Below are 18,046 nucleotides of genomic sequence, written 5' to 3' on the forward strand. Positions count from 1 at the left end.
TATGCTTTATAATGTGAACGTAACTTCCGAAATATCAGTTATATCCATGTAACATTCGATTGAAACTCAGTATATTCCAAGTATTCCGATTTGTCAAAGGGAATTATTTCTTTTCCATATTTTATTGATATAACTATAAGAGGCTGTTAACGTTTCACAGACCATATCCACGCCCTGACGCATTTCCTGCACATGCTGATTCAGATCCTCCAATTTCACTTTACCTTGCAAGGTCTGGTGTAACTGCCACAGGTCATCGTGCATTTCTGAGTTCATGTAGTGAATTTCCATATTACGTCGCTTGCGCAGCTTGCTCATCGGTTCACGATAAGAGTCCTTGATCTGTATTAATTGCAATGCAAGATCATGATGCTCCCTTGCATAGTCGAACTGCCTTAACACAGTAAAATAAGAAAAATGCGCTTTGGTATTGGAAGTATTCAGCTGGAATATTTCATTTAATACCGTGCCGACTTTATCCAGAATGGCAAAGCAGCGGATAAAGCCATCTTTGTAGAAATACACATACCGTGCATACTCGGCTTTTTCAGTCGGCGTCATATCATCCGTTGATCCTGCAACGACCTTTTTACGAAAATGAGCAGCAGCGAAACAGCTTTGCTCCAGTTCATCCAGTGAGGAGATGAGTCCCTGAGTCCACACATACAGTTTCCGATAGTCATGCGTGGGATCATGGTCCACATGCATTTGTCGTTGAAATAGCTCAAGCGTATGCGCCATTGCGTCCATCGCTGCCTTCAATTTACCTTCGTTTATACGCGGCTTTTCCCCCAACAACGTTCGCAGCATATCTAACCTCCTCTTTTCCAAATCAACAAGAATTCATCACCGTAAACGAAACATCATTCATTCCGTGTAATTGCTGCTTGCCATAGGTTGCCCTGATCCCTCTGACATCAAACAAAGTCCACCTGTCCAATGATGTACATCACTGGATGGTGGACTTTCATATTTAAAAACGATTAGCCGGGCGATGTAGCTTGTACACCAGGAAACTCATATACGTTAAGACTCCGAACAATATGGCGATATCCAGCATATGAGCAAGAGCTACGAACATGTATACTTCCGGACGGTTCATTGTCACCATCATGAAAATACCAATGACTACTTGCATCAGAATAAGAACAACGGATACCACACCCAGAGTACGCATTTCCTTGTTGTCCGGATGATTACGGTAAGCGAAATGACCCAGGATTGCGATAACAATCACGAGCGACGCAGCTGCTGCACGGTGAGCAAAAGCAACCGCTACCCCACCCGAAAGCTCAGGAATAATCTGACCGTTACAAAGCGGAAATCCAGAACATCCGCCGGCAGAATCCGTGTGACTCACAAATGCACCTGTGTATACCACGAGATATGTGTAAATGGTGGAGAACCAGACCAGATTCCTGAATTTTTTGCTAACCCGAGGGTATTTATTCAGGCGCTCCAATCCGCCATCTTTGGCCTCCTGCCTTATGCCCAGCGCCATCATTAGAGAACTGGCAAAAGCAATCAGTGCAAAACCAAAATGCAGTGCCATGACTGCTGAAGATTGGGAGAAGACAACGGCAAAAGCCCCCATGATTCCCTGGACGATAACAAATACCAGAGTTAGGAAAGAAAACAATTGCAGGTCACGGCGTGACTTGCCAAACCGCAGAAAGGCAACAAACGAGGCAATGGACAACAGTCCAGCCAGTGCACTTACAGCGCGATGGGAATATTCAATGAGTGAAGCCACAGTATGTGCGGGAACGAGTTTTCCGTTACATAAAGGCCATTCTGTTCCACAGCCAAGGCCTGATTCCGTTTTGGTTACGATGCCTCCACCAAAAGTGGCCAGAAACATGACAAGACAGGTTAATACGGTTAACCATTTAAACAAAGTTAAGTGTTTCAATTTTTTCTCACCCGCTGTTGGTTTAAGATGGCGAAGAATATTCTCCGCTTGTTTCGGTACTTTGACACTTATTTCACAACTAAATTCATTATACCGGATAAAATGTTCATTGACGTCGCGCTTTGTGACAAAATGTTAACGTCTGGTGAAATAATGACCCACAGGTCATTGGAGTTATGTAATTGAGGGATATGCCAGTTCAATTGTGTCTTAAACAGAATCCTGAACACACAAACGCCATTTCCCTATTTCAAGAGAAATGGCGTTCTTTTTATTATACCCTTTTACAACATGAACCTGTCATACTTTTATATAAGTTCAATGAAATATTTACACAATAACGGAGAGGACAGAAATAGCCTGAAGAAGCGGAGCTAAAAGCTTTCTGAAAGAAAGCTGCAACGGAAGCATATGCTTCGCCTTTATCCCCGGATTTCTCCCCTTTATAAAAGGGATCAAAGAAATCTGGGGATAACAGCGATCGGAAGGTTATTCTGTCATCGGAGTGCCTGTGTAAAAGTTGAGCTTGTATAACATTATTTATGAATCGTGTTGTACACCTCAACTGCGCGATCCAGGAACTGCTCAATCTCTTCTCTCGACTTGCGTAGCTTGTTCACATACCGTACGAGTTCGCGGCCATCTGTATACGCCACAAAGCTCGGAATGCCAAGAATATTCTGTTCTTCACTAACCGTCCCAACCTGATCCACGTCGACCTCAATCAAGGTCAGTTCACGTGAATATTTCTCTTCAACCTCAGGCATAAACGGATCGATGTATTTGCAGTCACCACACCAGTCTGCCTTGAATACGGCAATCGTCAAACGTGGGGATTGGATGGCTACATCAAAAGCCGGTTTGGAAGTAATCTGTTCCATTCGGTTCATCTCCCTTTCTGTACCTTGTCTTACCCTAAGTGAAGCAAATTGGCGAGTGGAAGTCAAATAATCAGCGCATACTTAGAATAAACCACATGGTCTGTGAAATTAAACCCAGAACATCATGAAAGGATGTCACATCATGACTTCCACCAGAACCGATTCTTCCAGCGAACAACATCACGGGTCCCTTCTGCAGATGGTCCGTTCCATTCCGGGTGCTGCCCGTGAAATCTGGCGTGGCAAACAGGCTGCATGGCAAGCTTCAGCACAGCTTCGTCACCCATTGCGTGACATCGAGTGGGATACCGATACGGCAGCTGCCTTACACTCTGAGGTGGAGCGTTTGTTACCTGCCAGCAACAAATCTTTTACACGCACGGACCAGGTTCAAAGCGCACTCGTCTGCGAAGAAGATTGCATCATTCTGGAAGAGATTAAGACACTGACTCAGGAGCACAATCGGAGTAATATCACTCGCACGGCAGCCTATCTGGAATGTTATGAGCAATATCCCGAACTGCATTGGGCACTACTGGCCCATATGGTCTCTCGCAACGGCGGATATCACATGACAGATCTTCAGAGTGACTTAATGCATAATCTACAGAATCAAAGCGATCGCGAGCATATGTATCGGCTGCTGGAGCGGTGCAATGCACTCATTTTCCAGGATGCCTATCCACAGCTTCTGCTGTATATGAACAGTCGCCGGATCGGACGTAGCTGTTTCCATCTCTTGTCACACTTTCACGTATCGGCGTTTATGACGCCGTTTTGGGAACGCTTTTGGCTGGAACGATGCAGTTCACTGCTAAGTGTGGCATTAATTATTAATGAGCAGAACTATATCGAGAGCCGGGTGGTGCATCATCCTTATTTTCAAAAAGAAGTACTATCCAAACCCGCATTCCATCTGCATAATCTGGCCGGTCTGAATCATATCGTCTTTCCTCTTGGACGGGGAGCAGGACTCGCAGGACGCGTCATTGAACATTTTGGCAAACTGGATGAGCGAATCATGTTTGGCAAAGGCCTATATGCTCTGTTGTTTGGCGTGGAGCAAGTACACACACAAGTGTTGGAGTTCGCACGTTTGGTTCCCCATCGTGGCTCGCGCGCTGAATATTGGCCTGACCTGTTTACCAATCGTGAAGACGAGGCGGGTGAACATACATTATACGCTCAGGCGTTACTGGATGAGGAATGGCTTCCAGAAGGGCAACGATTATATAGTCCGGAACTGCTCTCCGTATGGGGGGACACGCCTTATGAACCGATTACCAGACATGACTGGCTTCAGACTCGGGATAGTCTCGGTTATCTGACGGCACCGCGTCGCCCATGGCTGTTTGAGATGAGTCACGAACACCGGTATGGCATGCTGAAAACAGCACTGGCTCATGATGCTAAAGCCATCACACACTAATGCTAAAGGACACATAGAGTCGGCAAAGACGGATGATGTGATACCCGATGTACCGCTAATCCTCACTTGCGGGGCTAATGTCGAGTTCAGTCGCTTAGCATTCCCTAACTATACAAAAAGCCCTGTCCGCTTAACAGCAGACAGAGCTTGTATCCTATTTTCACAAAATATTGGAGCATGAATGATGCTCCTTGCATGTTTAACCTCTTTGCCCAGCTCCACGTTGAAGACGCATAAGTGGACGAAGAATTTTTTGCAGAATACGGGGGTAACTGCCCAGCTCGTCCTTGCGCAGTACACGCAGCACAACCATGAGAACCAGATACACCACCACAACAAGCAAACCAACCACAAGGCAGGTAAGCAAGAAGGATACACGCGCTGGCAGGAACAGTCCAAAGATCGTATTGCCAATCCAGTTCGTTGCAAATCCTACACCTGCTGCAAGCAACACTGTAATGATAAATCCTTTCCAACGATCTCCCATGATGGAGAACTCAACGATTTTGCGAAGGACCCGCAGATTCAGGTACGTGATGACCAAGAAGCAGAGGGCCGTTGCAATAATGATGCCGTAAATGCCGAAGATCGGCGCCAGAATCAGACTTGCGATCAGTTTGATCACAACACCTGCTGCGACACTGATCATCGTAATCCGCGGTTTCCCTACCCCTAGTAAAATAGAGTTGGTGGTCATCATCGTAATCTGGAAAATGGTACCGAATGTTAACAAGGCAATGATCGGCGTTCCATCCAGATTGGTAAACAGCAATCCGTTGACCGAATACGCTGCCGCACAAAGTGCAATGACAATCGGCATACCTGTCAGAATCGAAATGCGCAACGCAAGTGTAACCTGACTCTTTAGATGCGCTTCATCCTTGCGGGCAAATGCTGCCGATATGACAGGCACCAACGATTGACTCAAAGCGATAGCCAGAATCGGAGGAATACCCGCAATACTTTGGGCTTTCGCACCCAGGATCGCAAGTACACCTGTCGCTTCTTCGAGTCCGATCTGGCCACTTAGCAGTGGTACCACAAGGGATGAATCGATGAAGTTAATGGCTGGAACCGCAAGTGAAGACAGCACAATTGGAATAGACAGCTTAAAGATATCACTGTAGATACCTCGCATCGGCAACTGCTCTGCACGCTCGTAATTCAATTGGGCCGCACGGTCGCTACGACGCAGCTTCAAGGTGAAGTACAGCATGACACCGAAGGCACCCACACTTCCTAATACCCCACCAAATGAAGCACCTGCAGCAATCGTCTGGTCATCATAATTCCATTGTAGCATGACATAAGCCACGATAATGGCTGTACCTACACGGGCGAACTGTTCAACAATCTGTGAAATACCACCCGCTGTCATGTTGCCGCGTCCTTGGAAATATCCACGCATCATCGCAATAGCCGGGAAAAGTAGTAACGCTGGAGCCAAGGCGCGAATGGCGCTGACCGACTCCGGTACTTTGGACACATACGTAGCATAATAAGGTGCCGCGAACCACAACAAAGCAGACATGACTACCCCGGCCACAGCGGCAAAGATCAGGGCTGCACGGTAGATCTGTTGGGCTTCACTCGCGCGTCCGAGCGCATAACGTTCCGATACCATTTTACTAAGTGTACTCGGTATGCCCGCCGTTGCTACAGTTAACAGCATTAAATATACTGTATTGGAGATGGTAAACGATGCGTTACCGATATCGCCGAGGATATGCTCCAGCGGCACCCGTTGAACCAATCCGAGTACTCTTGCGATCAGTGCAGCGGCCGCCAGAATGAGCGTACCCCTAATGAATGTTTCTTTCTTAGACAAACGAATTCCCCTTCTTTCCTCCACACCGGACGTGCATCCCGTTGAAGCTAATCCTGAACGTTTAGGCGAATCTTACCACCCAGATAATAAAGAGAACAATCATGACGATTTGCAAAATAATTTTCATCACAGTACTCGTAAATAGCCCCACGACGGAACCAAATCCAACTTTCGACGCTTTGGAAGGTGAAGACCCTCCGATCAGTTCCCCGATAAAAGCACCGATAAATGGTCCCAGCACCAATCCGAATGCCGGAATGACAAATGGGCCAATGATAACACCAATGGTACTCAGCGTTGTTGATAACTTGGAGCCACCGAACTTCTTCACGCCCCATGCACTGACGACATAATCAGCCACAAACAACACAACAACAATCAGAATCTGAATGATCCAGAACCACACACCAAACGGATCAAAACTGAAGAACCAGCCGTAGACCAGAAACGCGAAGAAAATCGCTACAGCACCAGGCAGTATGGGATATACCGTTCCAGCCATCCCCACTGCAAACAGCAGCACAATTAAAATCCAGGCAACGGTTGCGAGCAAAGGTTACTCCCCCTTCAAAATATGTTCACGGATCACTTCGACGATGCCGTCTTCATTGTTACTCGCTACGATCAGATCAGCCGCTTCCTTCACCTGCTCCTGCGCATTACCCATCGCTACACCAAGACCCACGGCCTCAATGACAGCCAGATCATTCAAACTGTCTCCGACAGCAACAACTTCGGACATCTCGATGCCCAGCAGCTTGCAGACTTCAGCTACACCACTGGCTTTGGATACGCCGGCAGGGTTGATCTCAATATTAACGGGTGAGGAGTTGGTCATTTGCAGACCGCCCATTTGTTGCAGTTCCATCATGATCTGGTGACGCACTTCATCCACTTCCGTATTGAAGCCGAATTTCAACCATTCCAGACCTTCAATGTTGTCCGTCCAGCGGTCCCGATTGAACAGTTCTTCCACGGAGTATGCCCAGTACCAGCTATTATATTTTTCACCGATTTCCTGCATTCTGCGAATCAATGCCGGGTCCATCAGATGACGCATATGCAGGTCATGCGGGGCTTTCCAGACCTCACTACCATTAACAGTAACCATCGGTGTCTCCAGCCCAAGCTGGACCGCATAAGGCATGGCGTGGAATACCGCTCTTCCCGTAGAAAGGCACACATGTACACCCCGACGAATGGCAATTTGAATCCACTTGGCGGTCTCCTGTGTAATTTCATGATTATCGTTAAGTAATGTTCCATCCATATCCAATGCAAGCAATTTGTATTTCAGTTCACTCATACAGTAGTTCCTCCTAAGTTGTCTCTCTCCAAGTTGAACTCATGGATATCCATTCAGGCACTACGCGGGCAGAAAACCTTTCGAGTCGTAGTATCTTTGTTTTAGAATTACCTTTTTCTTTAGTGTATTGAGATTATACGAGGTAATCGTTACGTGTACGGATCGTCTTCCGATCGCTGTTGTCTCCGAATTTTCTAGATTCTCTCTTCTTAAAGGTTAGAAATTCGGAGACAAAGGCGAACGCTATCGCTTCTTCAGATCGATTCCGTCCCCTTCACTACATCACCTTTGTATTTAGAGCTCATAACACCTAACATCAAGAAGGAAATTCATAAACAAATTTCCCTTCTCTAGGTTTTCTGCCCTCTCCGTTCCACAATGGTTCTCCAGTTCAACTTAAAGGTTCTCTTTATCTAATTTTAAAAATTCTTTCACAACAAGATCGCCCGGCACCCGTAACAACGGACGCTCCGGACGTCACAGCTAACGACATTTTACCACAGATCATCTGTATGCAACAAAATAACCCGTAATCGGCAGGATGACGCCAGATTATCAATTTATATTGCATATGTTATGTCCGGTTGCCCTTGTAAAAGTAATACGACCAGATAAGCAAAAAACCGCCTGCGATGCAGACGGCTTAATATAATTTTGTTTATTCACCTGTTATCTACTTGAAATCCAATTAACGTGCCGCTTTGCGACGAGCGTAACGGAATACGATGCCATGTTTCGGTGACAGCAGCAGTGCAAGAACAAACAAAATTCCAGCAACAGCTACCATGCAGCCCGCGATGGAAGCATCCAAGGCGTATGCCATGATGTAACCTCCAACCGAAGATGCTGCTCCGATCAGAACGGCATACAGAATCATTTTGCCCAGACGATCAGTGAGAAGGTAAGCCGCCGCCGCAGGTACAATCAGCATGCCCACAACGAGAATCGAACCAACACTTTCAAATGAAGCTACGGACGTCATCGAAACGAGTCCCATGAGCAGATAGTGGAACAGCACTACTGGAATGCCGCAGGCCGCAGCCAGCGCCGGATCGAAGGCACATAACTTGAACTGTTTGTAGAACAGCCCAATAACGACGAGGATGACTAGCAAAGTAATACCCAGCATCCAGACCGCCCTCGGCCCGACATCCGTACCTCCAAGGGTTAGCGTATCCCACTGTACATAAGCGATCTCACCGAACAAAACACAGTCCAGATCCAGATCAATATGCTGGGCGTTCAGACTAATCAGAATGACCCCTACTGCGAAGAGTGCTGTGAACACAATTCCGATCGAGGCATCAGACGACAGTCCACCCGCCTGCAAACTCTGTATGAAGAACACCGTCAGTAGTCCAAACACCGTTGCACCAAGTAGCATCCACAATGAATCTCTGGAACCGCTCCACAGGAAAGCAATCGCAATACCGGGGAGAACCGCATGGCTGATCGCATCACCGACCAGAGCCATTCGCCGCAGAATCAGAAAACAACCGAGGATGGCGCAGGCGGAAGAAACCAATACGGCCGTTAAGATAATCCAAAACGTTGCCATTACATCTCCCCCCGTTCCTGCTGATTTCGTTGTGTGGCGAGAGTCTGGAGTGTAGCCCGCTCTTCACGCATATACGCCGATTTTGCCTGAATACTACGCAAACGTCGAGCTAATAATCCACGACGCGGAGCCAGCAAGGCTGACCCGGCAAACAACACCGTAGCCGCAAGAACGGTTACAGGTCCTGTCGGCAGATTAGGTACAAGCGTACTGAAGATCGTGCCTGTTGCACCACTCAATGCACCAAATATGCCTGCCAATACCACCATCAGTGCAAGTGAGTCGGTCCAGCACCGTGCCGCTGCTGCTGGAGTTACCAGCAAGGCTGCAACAAGCACCACACCAACGGCCTGAATCCCTGCAACCACCGCGATCACTGTCAAGAGCAGAATGAGCTGCTCTAACATGGCAACTGGCAGACCCATACCACGTGCAAATCCCGGGTCAAAACTCACCAGTTTGAATTCCTTGAACCAGGCAAGACAGGCAATCAGTAATACTAGACATACGCCACCCATGACATACACATCCGTCATGACCATGGATGCCGCCTGCCCAAACAAATATTTATCGAGTCCGCTTTGACTTCCGCTCGCCCCATGCTGGATGCGCGTCAGCATCACTACACCAACCCCGAAAAAGACGGTCAGCACAATTCCCATCGCCGCATCCTGCTTGATTCGGGAGTAGCGCGTAATCCACGAGATTCCGAAGGTAGCAACAATGCCAGCCACCAAAGCACCGAACAGGAATAATCCGACCGACTTCGTTTCCGTCAACATAAATGCAATACAGATCCCGGGCAGAGCAGCATGAGCAAGGGTATCCCCTATCAAGCTCTGTTTACGAAGAAAGGTGAAGGAGCCAATAATTCCGCTACTGAATCCTAACAACAGACAGCCAAGCAATATCCAACGTGTATTGGGGTCAGATAAGATGGCAACGATCCAGTTCCACATGCACTACACCTGGCCTTTCTCCGTCCGGCTTCCGATCATCGCAATCCGGCCTCCGTACGTCTCTTGCAGTGTATCCGGTACAAATACTTCACTTGTCGGTCCACCTGCCACCAGTCGTCCATTGAGTAGCAGCACATGGTCGAAGTATTCCTCGACTGTCGCCAGATCATGGTGAACGACCAGTACCGTCTTGCCTTGTTTCTTCAACTGTTCCAAAAGCGAAATGATCGCTTTCTCTGTGGTGGCATCCACACCTGCAAACGGCTCATCCATGAAATACAGATCTGCGTCTTGCACGAGTGCCCGCGCCAGAAAGACACGTTGCTGCTGTCCACCGGACAGCTGACTGATCTGGCGGTACATGTAATCACCCATGCCGACTTGCTCCAGGCAGTGTGCCGCCAGGTCTCGCTCCTTTTTCCCCGGACGACGGAACCAGCCTAGATGACCATACCGTCCCATCATCACCACATCGAGTGCATGCGTTGGAAAATCCCAGTCCACCGATTCCCGTTGGGGCACATAACCGATGCGGCGACGTTGTTCCCTGTACGATTGACCGAAGATCCGTACCTCTCCATGCATCTTCGGTACCAGTCCCAGAACGGCTTTGATCAGGGTCGATTTCCCCGCACCATTCGGTCCGAGGATTCCGATGAGTTGTCCTTCTGGGATATCGAAGGATACGCTGCTAAGCACCGGCTTTTTGTGATACGCAACAGCCAGATCCCTCACACTAAGAGGAGCCGATGTTGGCTGCGTTCCCTGCAAGTGACTGTTGTTCAGTTTCGTAGGAGTTTGTTTCAATAAAGTTGTATCTTCCATAATCCTGTACTCCTCTCTTCATGTGATTCATTATTTCAGTGCTTCTACAATCGTCTCAACATTGTGGCGAATCATACCGATGTATGTGCCTTCTTCCGTTCCCTCAGCCCCCATGGCATCCGAGAACAGTTCTCCGCCAATGCTGACCGTATGTCCTTTTTGAGCTGCTCCGGCAATGATGGCTTCCATCGCTTTTGCAGGCACACTCGATTCAACAAATACTGCTTTGATATGGTTATCTACGAGATAATCCCGCAGTTCGCTAACATCTTTTGCTCCGTATTCGGCTGCAGTACTGATGCCCTGAAGCCCCATCACTTTCATGCCATAAGCCTGACCGAAATATCCAAATGCATCATGCGCCGTAACCAATACCCGGCTTGCTTCCGGAATCTCCAGAATCTTCTCACGCACCTCTGCATCCAGTGCTTCGAGCTTCGCCAGATACGCCTCTGCCTGAGCCTTGTACTCTTCTGCATGGTCCGGGTCCGCCTCCACGAGCGTATCGCGTACGGCTTCTGCCGCATGCATCCAGTGGCTGACGTTAAACCAGACGTGTGGATCATATTCGGTGCCGCCTGTATCTTTGCCTGAGTGTAACTCCTCGACTGGAATAGTCTCTGTAACAGCAGTAACCAGCTTGCTTGAGGACATTTTCTCCAAAATGTCTGTCATTTTGCCTTCAAGATGCAGTCCATTATAGAAAATGACTTTTGCTTGTTCCAGCTTGCGAATATCACCTTGGGATGCCTTGTACAAGTGGGGATCAACGCCCGGGCCCATTAGCCCGGTAACATCAACATATGCCCCGCCTACCTCACGTGCTACGTCAGCGATCATTCCTGTTGTAGCGGTTACTTGTAGCTTGCCATCACTGCTTGTCTCTGCATCACTGGAACATGCCGTAAGTACAACAACCAGAACCAGAGCCGCTAGCGTAATGACCCCCCTCTGAATACTCCTCATTTTCACCATTAACAATTCAACCGACCCCTTTCCCTTTCCTAAAATACTTGTCTACATCTAATTTTGTTGTACAAGGTATTAAATTTTAATCAAGACTAATAATGTTTCCCTTGTGCAAATTTTATCCGAAGCCAAAAAAAAAGGCAAGGGATTATTTCCCCTGCCTGTCCAAATTCATATGTTGTTCACTTCATTAACCTGTTAGATGTGATGTAAAAGCGCTACATCTGCCTCGTTTCTTTTACATTACTCTTTGTCTTTCCCTTCGTCTTTCTTACCTTTCGGCGTTCCATCGAGACCATACACTTCATCATATGCATCGAAGATTTTCCGTGCTATTGGTGAAGCACTGACTGACCCGAATCCACCTTCAGGTACAACAACGGCGACAGCAAGCTTCGGATTATCTCGTGGTGCAAAGGCAATAAATACACCATTCTCTTTTTTGTTCGGTCCGGTTCCCTGCTCTGATGTTCCTGTTTTCCGAGCATAATCGTAAGGGAAACCGTCAAATGCACTTACTTTGGTAACCATACCTTTGTGCACTTCATTCCAGTGCGCATCGGCAAAATCAACTTCATTGAGCACCTTAGGTTTGATCTCTTTCACCACATTGCCGTCCGCGTCACGTATTTCCTTCACCAGATGTGGTTCCATCCGCTTGCCCTTATTGGCAAGCATGGTGGTATATTGTGCGAGTTGCATCGTAGTGTACTTGGCTTGTTGCCCAAATGAGGCAAATGCCAAACGTGTTAGAGCTGATTCGTCTTTATTAGTATATTCTAGCCTACCCAGAAATTCGTTAGGCAGATCTACACCAGTGGACACACCCAAGCCAAATTCCTTCATGTGTTTGTCCCAGATATCAATTCCTTCCGAGCCATATTTGCTTAACAAACGTTTACCTACCATATCGATCATAAACGCATTGGAGGATTTCTCGATCGCTCTTCTCGCCGTGATAGAACCATTATACGCAGAATGTGAGTTCTTCACTTGTCGTCCGTCTTTCCCCAAGATAGCATATCCCTGATCGTGATAAGTCTGTCCTGCTGTAAATAATCCCTCTTTCAATCCAATCAGCACACTTAGCGGCTTGATTACTGATCCAAGAAGTATAACGGATTCCGCGCGACTAGGCTTGGCATCATTCGGTGGGAACGACTCGGTGGTTCCATTCCGGAACACATATTTGATTTTGTCATAATCCCAATCGTTCGGATCATAATCCGGCATACTCGCCATAGCCACCACATTCCCCGTATCCACTTCCATGGCTACTGCGTATCCGGTAATTGCCTTAGGGAGTCTGCGCAATTCGTCCGTTATTGCTTCTTGTGCGGCCATCTGAATTTCCTTGTTAATGGTGGAGACCAGACTGTAGCCTTTCTCCGGTGGTGTTTGTAACATCGTCCCATCTGGCAGATTACGTGCGTCAATATCAATGGACTGATATCCGCTTCGTCCACGGAGTTCTTCCTGGTATTGAAGCTCCAGCCCATCGAAGCCAACCTTTTCTTCTTCATGGTACACAAGACCAGGATCACGCTGGGTACTTGCCCCCTCACGGATGGCCTTATATTTGGCAATGGAATCTGGTGCTCGCTTGAACTCTCTTGTGTAACCCACAACCTGAACGGCTACACCATCCGGGTCATATTTTCTTATGTTTTCTTCCAGCACCATAACGCCCGGATAATCTGCTTTTTTCTCCATGAAAAAAGCAATTTCTTTGGTCGATAGATCCGATTTCACAAGCCTCGGCACATACCCAAACGTTTTCTGGTAATCCAGATCCAATCGTTTGATGATCTCTTCCCCGTCCGGCTGCTCTTTGTCCCCTGGATTAAACTGCTTAAACACAGCCGCCAGATCATGAGCCAGTTCCTCTGCTTCCTGTCTACGTTCATCATTCCGATAATCCTCATATAACAGCACATAGAGGGACTGTACAGGTTCGGAATAAGCCAGCGCGACTTTCCCTGTCGCATCATAAATGGGACCACGAACAGGTGCGAGTGGAATGTCTTTGGTATTACGACTCGTTTCCATATACGTCAGTTCAGGACCCTCCACAAATTGCACAAAGGCTAATCTGAAAATAAGGATACTGAATATGACAAATGCCGCGAAAAAAAACAGATTCAGCCTTGCGGTGGAAGGCTTGTTGACGGGTGTATCTTCCTCAGTCATGGGTTTCTTCCTCAATCGGTTAAACATGTTTTAAGCCTCTCCCGTTCCTCTATAAAAATAAAATACTTAATCCGTCTTGTGAACGCGTTCAATCCGATATTTAATCCTTTCTCAACCAAGTCTACCAAAGGTTAGCTGTCACGTCTTTCAATATTTAGTTACATTTTCGTAAACAGAACTTTTACACTACCCCATCTACCGATTTCAATGTAAACACTGACATATCAACGTTGTCCCGCTCTCCAGATCGCGTTTACCCTTCCCTTATATAAACGTGGTACAGCTCATATGGTTACATATTAATGCAACTAATTAGTTCACTCTTACGATCCATTCTCCACGTAAAAACAAAAAAGAGGACCCACGAAGGGTCCCCTCTGTAACCAATGCCTCACATTACTGTGTGCCTGATTCCGAATCTGAATCTTTATTTTTGTCCTTTTTCGGTACACCGTCGAGACCGAACTCCTCGTCATAGGCATCGAAGATCGCACGTGCAACCGGAGCCGCACTGCTCGAACCAAAGCCCCCTTCGGGGATAACCACAGCGACAGCAAGCTTTGGATTATTACGTGGTGCATAGGCGATAAATACACCGTTATCCACCAGTTTACCGCCTACTACCTGTGTCGATGTTCCTGTTTTTCTAGCAAAGTCATAAGGGAATCCGCTAAATGCAGATACCTCGGTTGCCATGCCTCGTTGTACTTCATTCCAGTAGGCATCGTTAAACTCCACCGTGCTGAGTACCTTCGGTTTTACTTTCTCGACCACGTTGCCTTCCGAATCCCGGAACTCTCTAACCAATTGTGGCTCCATCCGTTTTCCTTTGTTCGCCAGCATTGTCGTGTACTGTGCTAACTGCATGGTTGTGTATTTTCCCTGCTGTCCAAAGGAACCATACACGAGACGAGTCAGCGAGCTTTCCGTGTCGTTCATGTAATCCCGTATGCCCAGGAATTCATTCGGCAGATCAACCCCTGTAGATACCCCAAGGCCGAACTGCTTCATGTATTCATCCCATTTGTCAATTCCGGTCGCACCGTATTTTGAGTACATCTTCTTCCCAATCTCATCAATCATGAATACGTTCGAGGAATGACGAATCGCATCACGAGGATACATTGCACCATACACATGCCCTGATGAGTTCTGCACTCTGCGATTGTCCCCACCAAAGGTCGTTGAACCTCTATCCGAATAAACCGTATTGGTAGTGAAGAAACCTTCTTTCAAACCGATTAAGACACTAAGCGGTTTGATGGTGGAACCGAGTAGCACGATCGATTCAGCTCGCTTTTTAGAGTCATCCGGAGGGAATGAACGAATCGTACCATTTTGATACACATATTTGATATCATCATACTGATCATTTGTGATACTGCCTGTTCTCCAGATGTTGGTATCATAATCTGGCATACTGGCAGCAGATACGATTTTCCCCGTATCCACTTCCATCGCAACTGCAAATCCGGTCTTGGCATTTGGATGTAATCGACCGGAAACCGGATTCCGATGAAGCCAACTCAACTGATCCAGAATGGCCTGTTCTGTTTTCACCTGAACATTCTTGTTAATGCTGGAAATCAGGTCGTACCCTTTCTGCGGCGGGGTAGAACCTGCTACACCTTCAGGCAAGTTACGCAAATCAACATCAACGGATGTATATCCGCTTTTGCCGCGGAGAGCATCCTGATATTGCAGTTCCAGTCCATCAAAGCCTACAAATTCATTCTCCGTATACACCAGGCCCGGATCCGTTTGCGTTTTATTGGCCTCGTCCACCTCTTTGTATTTGTTCAAGGACTTCGAACTTCTGAACTTCTTCAGATAACCGATGGTCTGAACCGCTACCGTATCCGGATCGTAGAATCGTACACTCTCCTCGACGATCTGAATACCTTTGAACTCGTCCTTGTGCTGTAGGAAATAAGCAACTTCTTCCTCGGACAGATCACTCTTGATCAGACGTGGCATAAAACCGTTCGCTTTGCGGGAGTTCAAGTCCATCTCTTCAATAATTTTCTCCACCGTGAGTGGCTCTGAGTCCTTCAGCTTGTACTGTTCAAACACATCATGCAACCGGGTTGCAATATCCTGCACTTCCCCTATGTTAGGACTCGGTTTCCCATCAACATCCCCATAGTTTTTATACAGTGTCAGGTAGAGAGACTGAATGGGCTTGGAGTAAGCCAACTTCACCTCACCTGTAGAATCATAGATCGTGCCTCTCACAGGAGGAAGTGGTACATCCTTGGTAATGTTACTTGCTTCTTCCTGGCTAAGTTCAGGCCCTTCCACGAATTGCAAAAAGGCCAAGCGTACAATAATAACGCTAAAAATAACAAAGGAAGCGAAGAAAAATACGTTCATTCGGTAACTGAAGCGCCGTTTGTCCGTAAGTTCATCCTTCTCATTGGAATGTTTTTTCATCCATCCTACCTCTTTCATGACTTGATGCATACCGCTCAAACTGATTCTTAACGGCATGATAACCTGGCAACGTCGTCATATTCCGGACCCATGTCCGTTGTAATGTTAAGCTGATTGATCCTTTAGATGGGTGTCGGCAAAATTCGGAGGATTAAACCAGTCTCCACTGATCGCCCATGTCGGGTCAAGCGGAACCCAGCTCTCGGAACCACTCAAATACACCTCATTCCACGCATGCGGACCGTACCCTCCCTGGCCGTTATAACCAAGTCCTGTAACAACTTTGACTTCAAGTCCTTGTGAACGGGCCATCACGGCGTAAAGACGGGCATAATCAATACATACGCCTTTGCGTGTATCAAATGTATTCTGTGGATTTTGTTCATGCCATATGCCCTTTTGCTCATAGTCATCCACTTTACCATAGTCATACTGAATACGTGAACCTACCCAGTCGTATAGCGCTCTTGCTTTGGCTTCATCTGTCGATTGGCCTTTGACAATCTCACTCGCTGCTGATTCAATGTCCGTCGGAATATTGTGGTCGATAACTTCATATTTGCGTTGCAGGATGCCGCCCAGTTCCTTCTGCACAGCCTGCGTAAATACGGGTAGCTTGTCCTTGATAAACGTGCCGGACAACGGTTCGATAACCGATTTGGCCCCTTGCATATAGATCGGGGATGCTTCCACATATCGGCTGAACATGCTTCCAGGGTAAAGACTGACAATCATGAACAAAACTGCGATGACAATCATTCCGCGGACGGAGCCTATGATCGTGCCAATGAATGCACCCGTCAAGCGACTAAACATACCTTTAGGCGCACTTTCCTCGGCTGACCTCTGCCTGCTACTAAAAATAAATGAAGAGAGAAACCCGAGAATCAGTCGGATGAGTCCATAGCTAAGTACAAATAATACAGCGAACCGCATCAGCGGAAAATCTGCAATCGCCGTAACCAACGTATAATACATCTGTTCCCACCGGTTCAACTCACGGTTAGGCATGGCTGAAGCATACTCAGACAGCCACTGCTGTACATATGGCGCAAGCCACAACGTTAAACCGATCGACAACAGAATACCAATGACCGCCATAATGCCATCCATCAGGAACCCAAAGAGTCTGCCTGCTGAACGCGAAGCCCCTCTGGACCAACCCTGCAATAATGAAGCAGCCACAATCAGCAACAGCATAATCGTGATGCCATTCAATTCCTTCAGGCTGTCCAGCCAATTCTGCAGCACGTACCGATTCCCCCTTTACTACGATGCTGGTGCTGTTTTGTTCTCCTGTGCCTGTTCGACAAACGTACGTATAGTTTCATTGTCGAGTTTCCATTCGCCAAGTGAAATTCCGCGGAAGGTCACATCAACTTTATCCGATTGAGTTCTGCCCTTAATCTCAACATTGGGACTTGTGATGGTGAACGCTCCATCCTGTCCTTTGACGTATTTCGCTTTGGAAGCCTCCTTAAGCATCATGCTGGTTGCTTCCTTCTTCAATGTGTCCATCGTGCTGGATTGTACGTCTGTCACTGTCTGTTTGATCTGATCAATGGAGATGCCGCTGTATATCAGTAGAGCCGCAATAATGATGATGGCAATCGCCCATTTCAATACGGTTTTGACCACATTCAGAACAAAGAACAATATGATCAATGCAACCACGATCACCAGCCAGTTCTGCATCACAAACTCTTTGATTACTTCTATGTTCATGACTACACCTTCCGTATTAGAATTCATTTGT

15 protein-coding genes are annotated in these 18,046 nt (G+C 47.2%); 1 reads left to right on the top strand and 14 read right to left on the bottom strand.

From position 1 onward, the window contains the following. Window positions 1–93: 93 nt before the first annotated feature. From MKY95_RS27615 to MKY95_RS27625, 3 genes are all read right to left on the bottom strand, one after another. On the bottom strand, window positions 94–810 hold the full coding sequence (locus tag MKY95_RS27615; RefSeq protein WP_017692405.1) for a Cthe_2314 family HEPN domain-containing protein: 717 nt from the start codon (window positions 808–810) through the stop codon (window positions 94–96). Window positions 811–973: 163 nt separating this feature from the next. Next, complete coding sequence (locus tag MKY95_RS27620; RefSeq protein WP_036605745.1) at window positions 974–1,912, bottom strand: heme A synthase; 939 nt, start codon at window positions 1,910–1,912, stop codon at window positions 974–976. A 536-nt stretch (window positions 1,913–2,448) separates the two neighbouring features. Next, window positions 2,449–2,793 carry a thioredoxin family protein gene (locus tag MKY95_RS27625; protein ID WP_036605744.1) on the bottom strand — a complete coding sequence of 115 codons (345 nt, stop codon included), beginning with the start codon at window positions 2,791–2,793 and terminating at the stop codon, window positions 2,449–2,451. Window positions 2,794–2,935: 142 nt separating this feature from the next. Here MKY95_RS27625 and MKY95_RS27630 point away from each other — a divergent pair, with 142 nt between their 5' ends. Further along, complete coding sequence (locus MKY95_RS27630; RefSeq protein WP_339195430.1) at window positions 2,936–4,222, top strand: DUF2515 family protein; 1,287 nt, start codon at window positions 2,936–2,938, stop codon at window positions 4,220–4,222. Window positions 4,223–4,421: 199 nt separating this feature from the next. Here the strand turns inward: MKY95_RS27630 and MKY95_RS27635 are convergent, their stop codons facing one another. From MKY95_RS27635 to MKY95_RS27685, 11 genes are all read right to left on the bottom strand, one after another. Beyond that, the gene (locus MKY95_RS27635) at window positions 4,422–6,050 is read right to left on the bottom strand and encodes a polysaccharide biosynthesis protein (RefSeq protein WP_339195432.1); all 1,629 of its coding nucleotides are present in this window, start codon (window positions 6,048–6,050) and stop codon (window positions 4,422–4,424) included. Window positions 6,051–6,111: 61 nt separating this feature from the next. Then, window positions 6,112–6,552, bottom strand: coding sequence for a DUF456 domain-containing protein (locus MKY95_RS27640; RefSeq protein WP_047841365.1), 441 nt, complete (start codon window positions 6,550–6,552; stop codon window positions 6,112–6,114). Window positions 6,553–6,606: 54 nt separating this feature from the next. Then, window positions 6,607–7,356 (bottom strand): Cof-type HAD-IIB family hydrolase, encoded by a 750-nt coding sequence (locus MKY95_RS27645; protein ID WP_036605740.1) that lies wholly within the window; start codon window positions 7,354–7,356, stop codon window positions 6,607–6,609. 688 nt (window positions 7,357–8,044) lie between these two features. After that, window positions 8,045–8,914: a metal ABC transporter permease gene (locus MKY95_RS27650; protein WP_036605739.1), complete on the bottom strand. Its 870-nt coding sequence runs from the start codon at window positions 8,912–8,914 to the stop codon at window positions 8,045–8,047. Beyond that, window positions 8,914–9,873 (bottom strand): metal ABC transporter permease, encoded by a 960-nt coding sequence (locus tag MKY95_RS27655; protein ID WP_076319826.1) that lies wholly within the window; start codon window positions 9,871–9,873, stop codon window positions 8,914–8,916. The genes MKY95_RS27650 and MKY95_RS27655 overlap by 1 nt, the downstream gene beginning before the upstream one ends. Before the next feature lie 3 nt (window positions 9,874–9,876). Beyond that, entirely contained in the window at window positions 9,877–10,698 is an 822-nt protein-coding gene (locus MKY95_RS27660) for a metal ABC transporter ATP-binding protein (protein ID WP_235193917.1), read from the bottom strand. A 30-nt stretch (window positions 10,699–10,728) separates the two neighbouring features. Continuing rightward, window positions 10,729–11,673, bottom strand: coding sequence for a zinc ABC transporter substrate-binding protein (locus MKY95_RS27665; protein WP_076319827.1), 945 nt, complete (start codon window positions 11,671–11,673; stop codon window positions 10,729–10,731). Between the two features lie 237 nt (window positions 11,674–11,910). Then, window positions 11,911–13,857: a penicillin-binding protein 2 gene (locus tag MKY95_RS27670; RefSeq protein WP_179088702.1), complete on the bottom strand. Its 1,947-nt coding sequence runs from the start codon at window positions 13,855–13,857 to the stop codon at window positions 11,911–11,913. Window positions 13,858–14,253: 396 nt separating this feature from the next. Continuing rightward, entirely contained in the window at window positions 14,254–16,290 is a 2,037-nt protein-coding gene (locus MKY95_RS27675) for a penicillin-binding transpeptidase domain-containing protein (protein ID WP_339200063.1), read from the bottom strand. Window positions 16,291–16,395: 105 nt separating this feature from the next. Beyond that, window positions 16,396–17,541, bottom strand: a complete 1,146-nt coding sequence (locus tag MKY95_RS27680; RefSeq protein ID WP_036605735.1) for a transglutaminase domain-containing protein — start codon at window positions 17,539–17,541, stop codon at window positions 16,396–16,398. A gap of 18 nt (window positions 17,542–17,559) precedes the next feature. Next, window positions 17,560–18,042, bottom strand: a complete 483-nt coding sequence (locus MKY95_RS27685) for an ATPase (protein ID WP_174806458.1) — start codon at window positions 18,040–18,042, stop codon at window positions 17,560–17,562. Window positions 18,043–18,046: the final 4 nt, after the last annotated feature.

Source organism: Paenibacillus sp. FSL P4-0176 (assembly GCF_037975265.1).
GTDB classification, from domain to species: domain Bacteria; phylum Bacillota; class Bacilli; order Paenibacillales; family Paenibacillaceae; genus Paenibacillus; species Paenibacillus amylolyticus.

Excerpts from the sequence above, each read along its gene's own strand:
- MKY95_RS27660 (WP_235193917.1), bottom strand. The coding sequence starts at position 10,698 with ATGGAAGATACAACTTTATTGAAACAAACTCCTACGAAACTGAACAAC.
- MKY95_RS27670 (WP_179088702.1), bottom strand. The coding sequence starts at position 13,857 with ATGACTGAGGAAGATACACCCGTCAACAAGCCTTCCACCGCAAGGCTG.
- MKY95_RS27665 (WP_076319827.1), bottom strand. The coding sequence starts at position 11,673 with ATGGTGAAAATGAGGAGTATTCAGAGGGGGGTCATTACGCTAGCGGCT.
- MKY95_RS27685 (WP_174806458.1), bottom strand. The coding sequence starts at position 18,042 with ATGAATTCTAATACGGAAGGTGTAGTCATGAACATAGAAGTAATCAAA.
- MKY95_RS27650 (WP_036605739.1), bottom strand. The coding sequence starts at position 8,914 with ATGGCAACGTTTTGGATTATCTTAACGGCCGTATTGGTTTCTTCCGCC.
- MKY95_RS27655 (WP_076319826.1), bottom strand. The coding sequence starts at position 9,873 with ATGTGGAACTGGATCGTTGCCATCTTATCTGACCCCAATACACGTTGG.
- MKY95_RS27625 (WP_036605744.1), bottom strand. The coding sequence starts at position 2,793 with ATGGAACAGATTACTTCCAAACCGGCTTTTGATGTAGCCATCCAATCC.
- MKY95_RS27675 (WP_339200063.1), bottom strand. The coding sequence starts at position 16,290 with ATGAAAAAACATTCCAATGAGAAGGATGAACTTACGGACAAACGGCGC.
- MKY95_RS27615 (WP_017692405.1), bottom strand. The coding sequence starts at position 810 with ATGCTGCGAACGTTGTTGGGGGAAAAGCCGCGTATAAACGAAGGTAAA.
- MKY95_RS27645 (WP_036605740.1), bottom strand. The coding sequence starts at position 7,356 with ATGAGTGAACTGAAATACAAATTGCTTGCATTGGATATGGATGGAACA.
- MKY95_RS27630 (WP_339195430.1), top strand. The coding sequence starts at position 2,936 with ATGACTTCCACCAGAACCGATTCTTCCAGCGAACAACATCACGGGTCC.
- MKY95_RS27640 (WP_047841365.1), bottom strand. The coding sequence starts at position 6,552 with ATGGCTGGAACGGTATATCCCATACTGCCTGGTGCTGTAGCGATTTTC.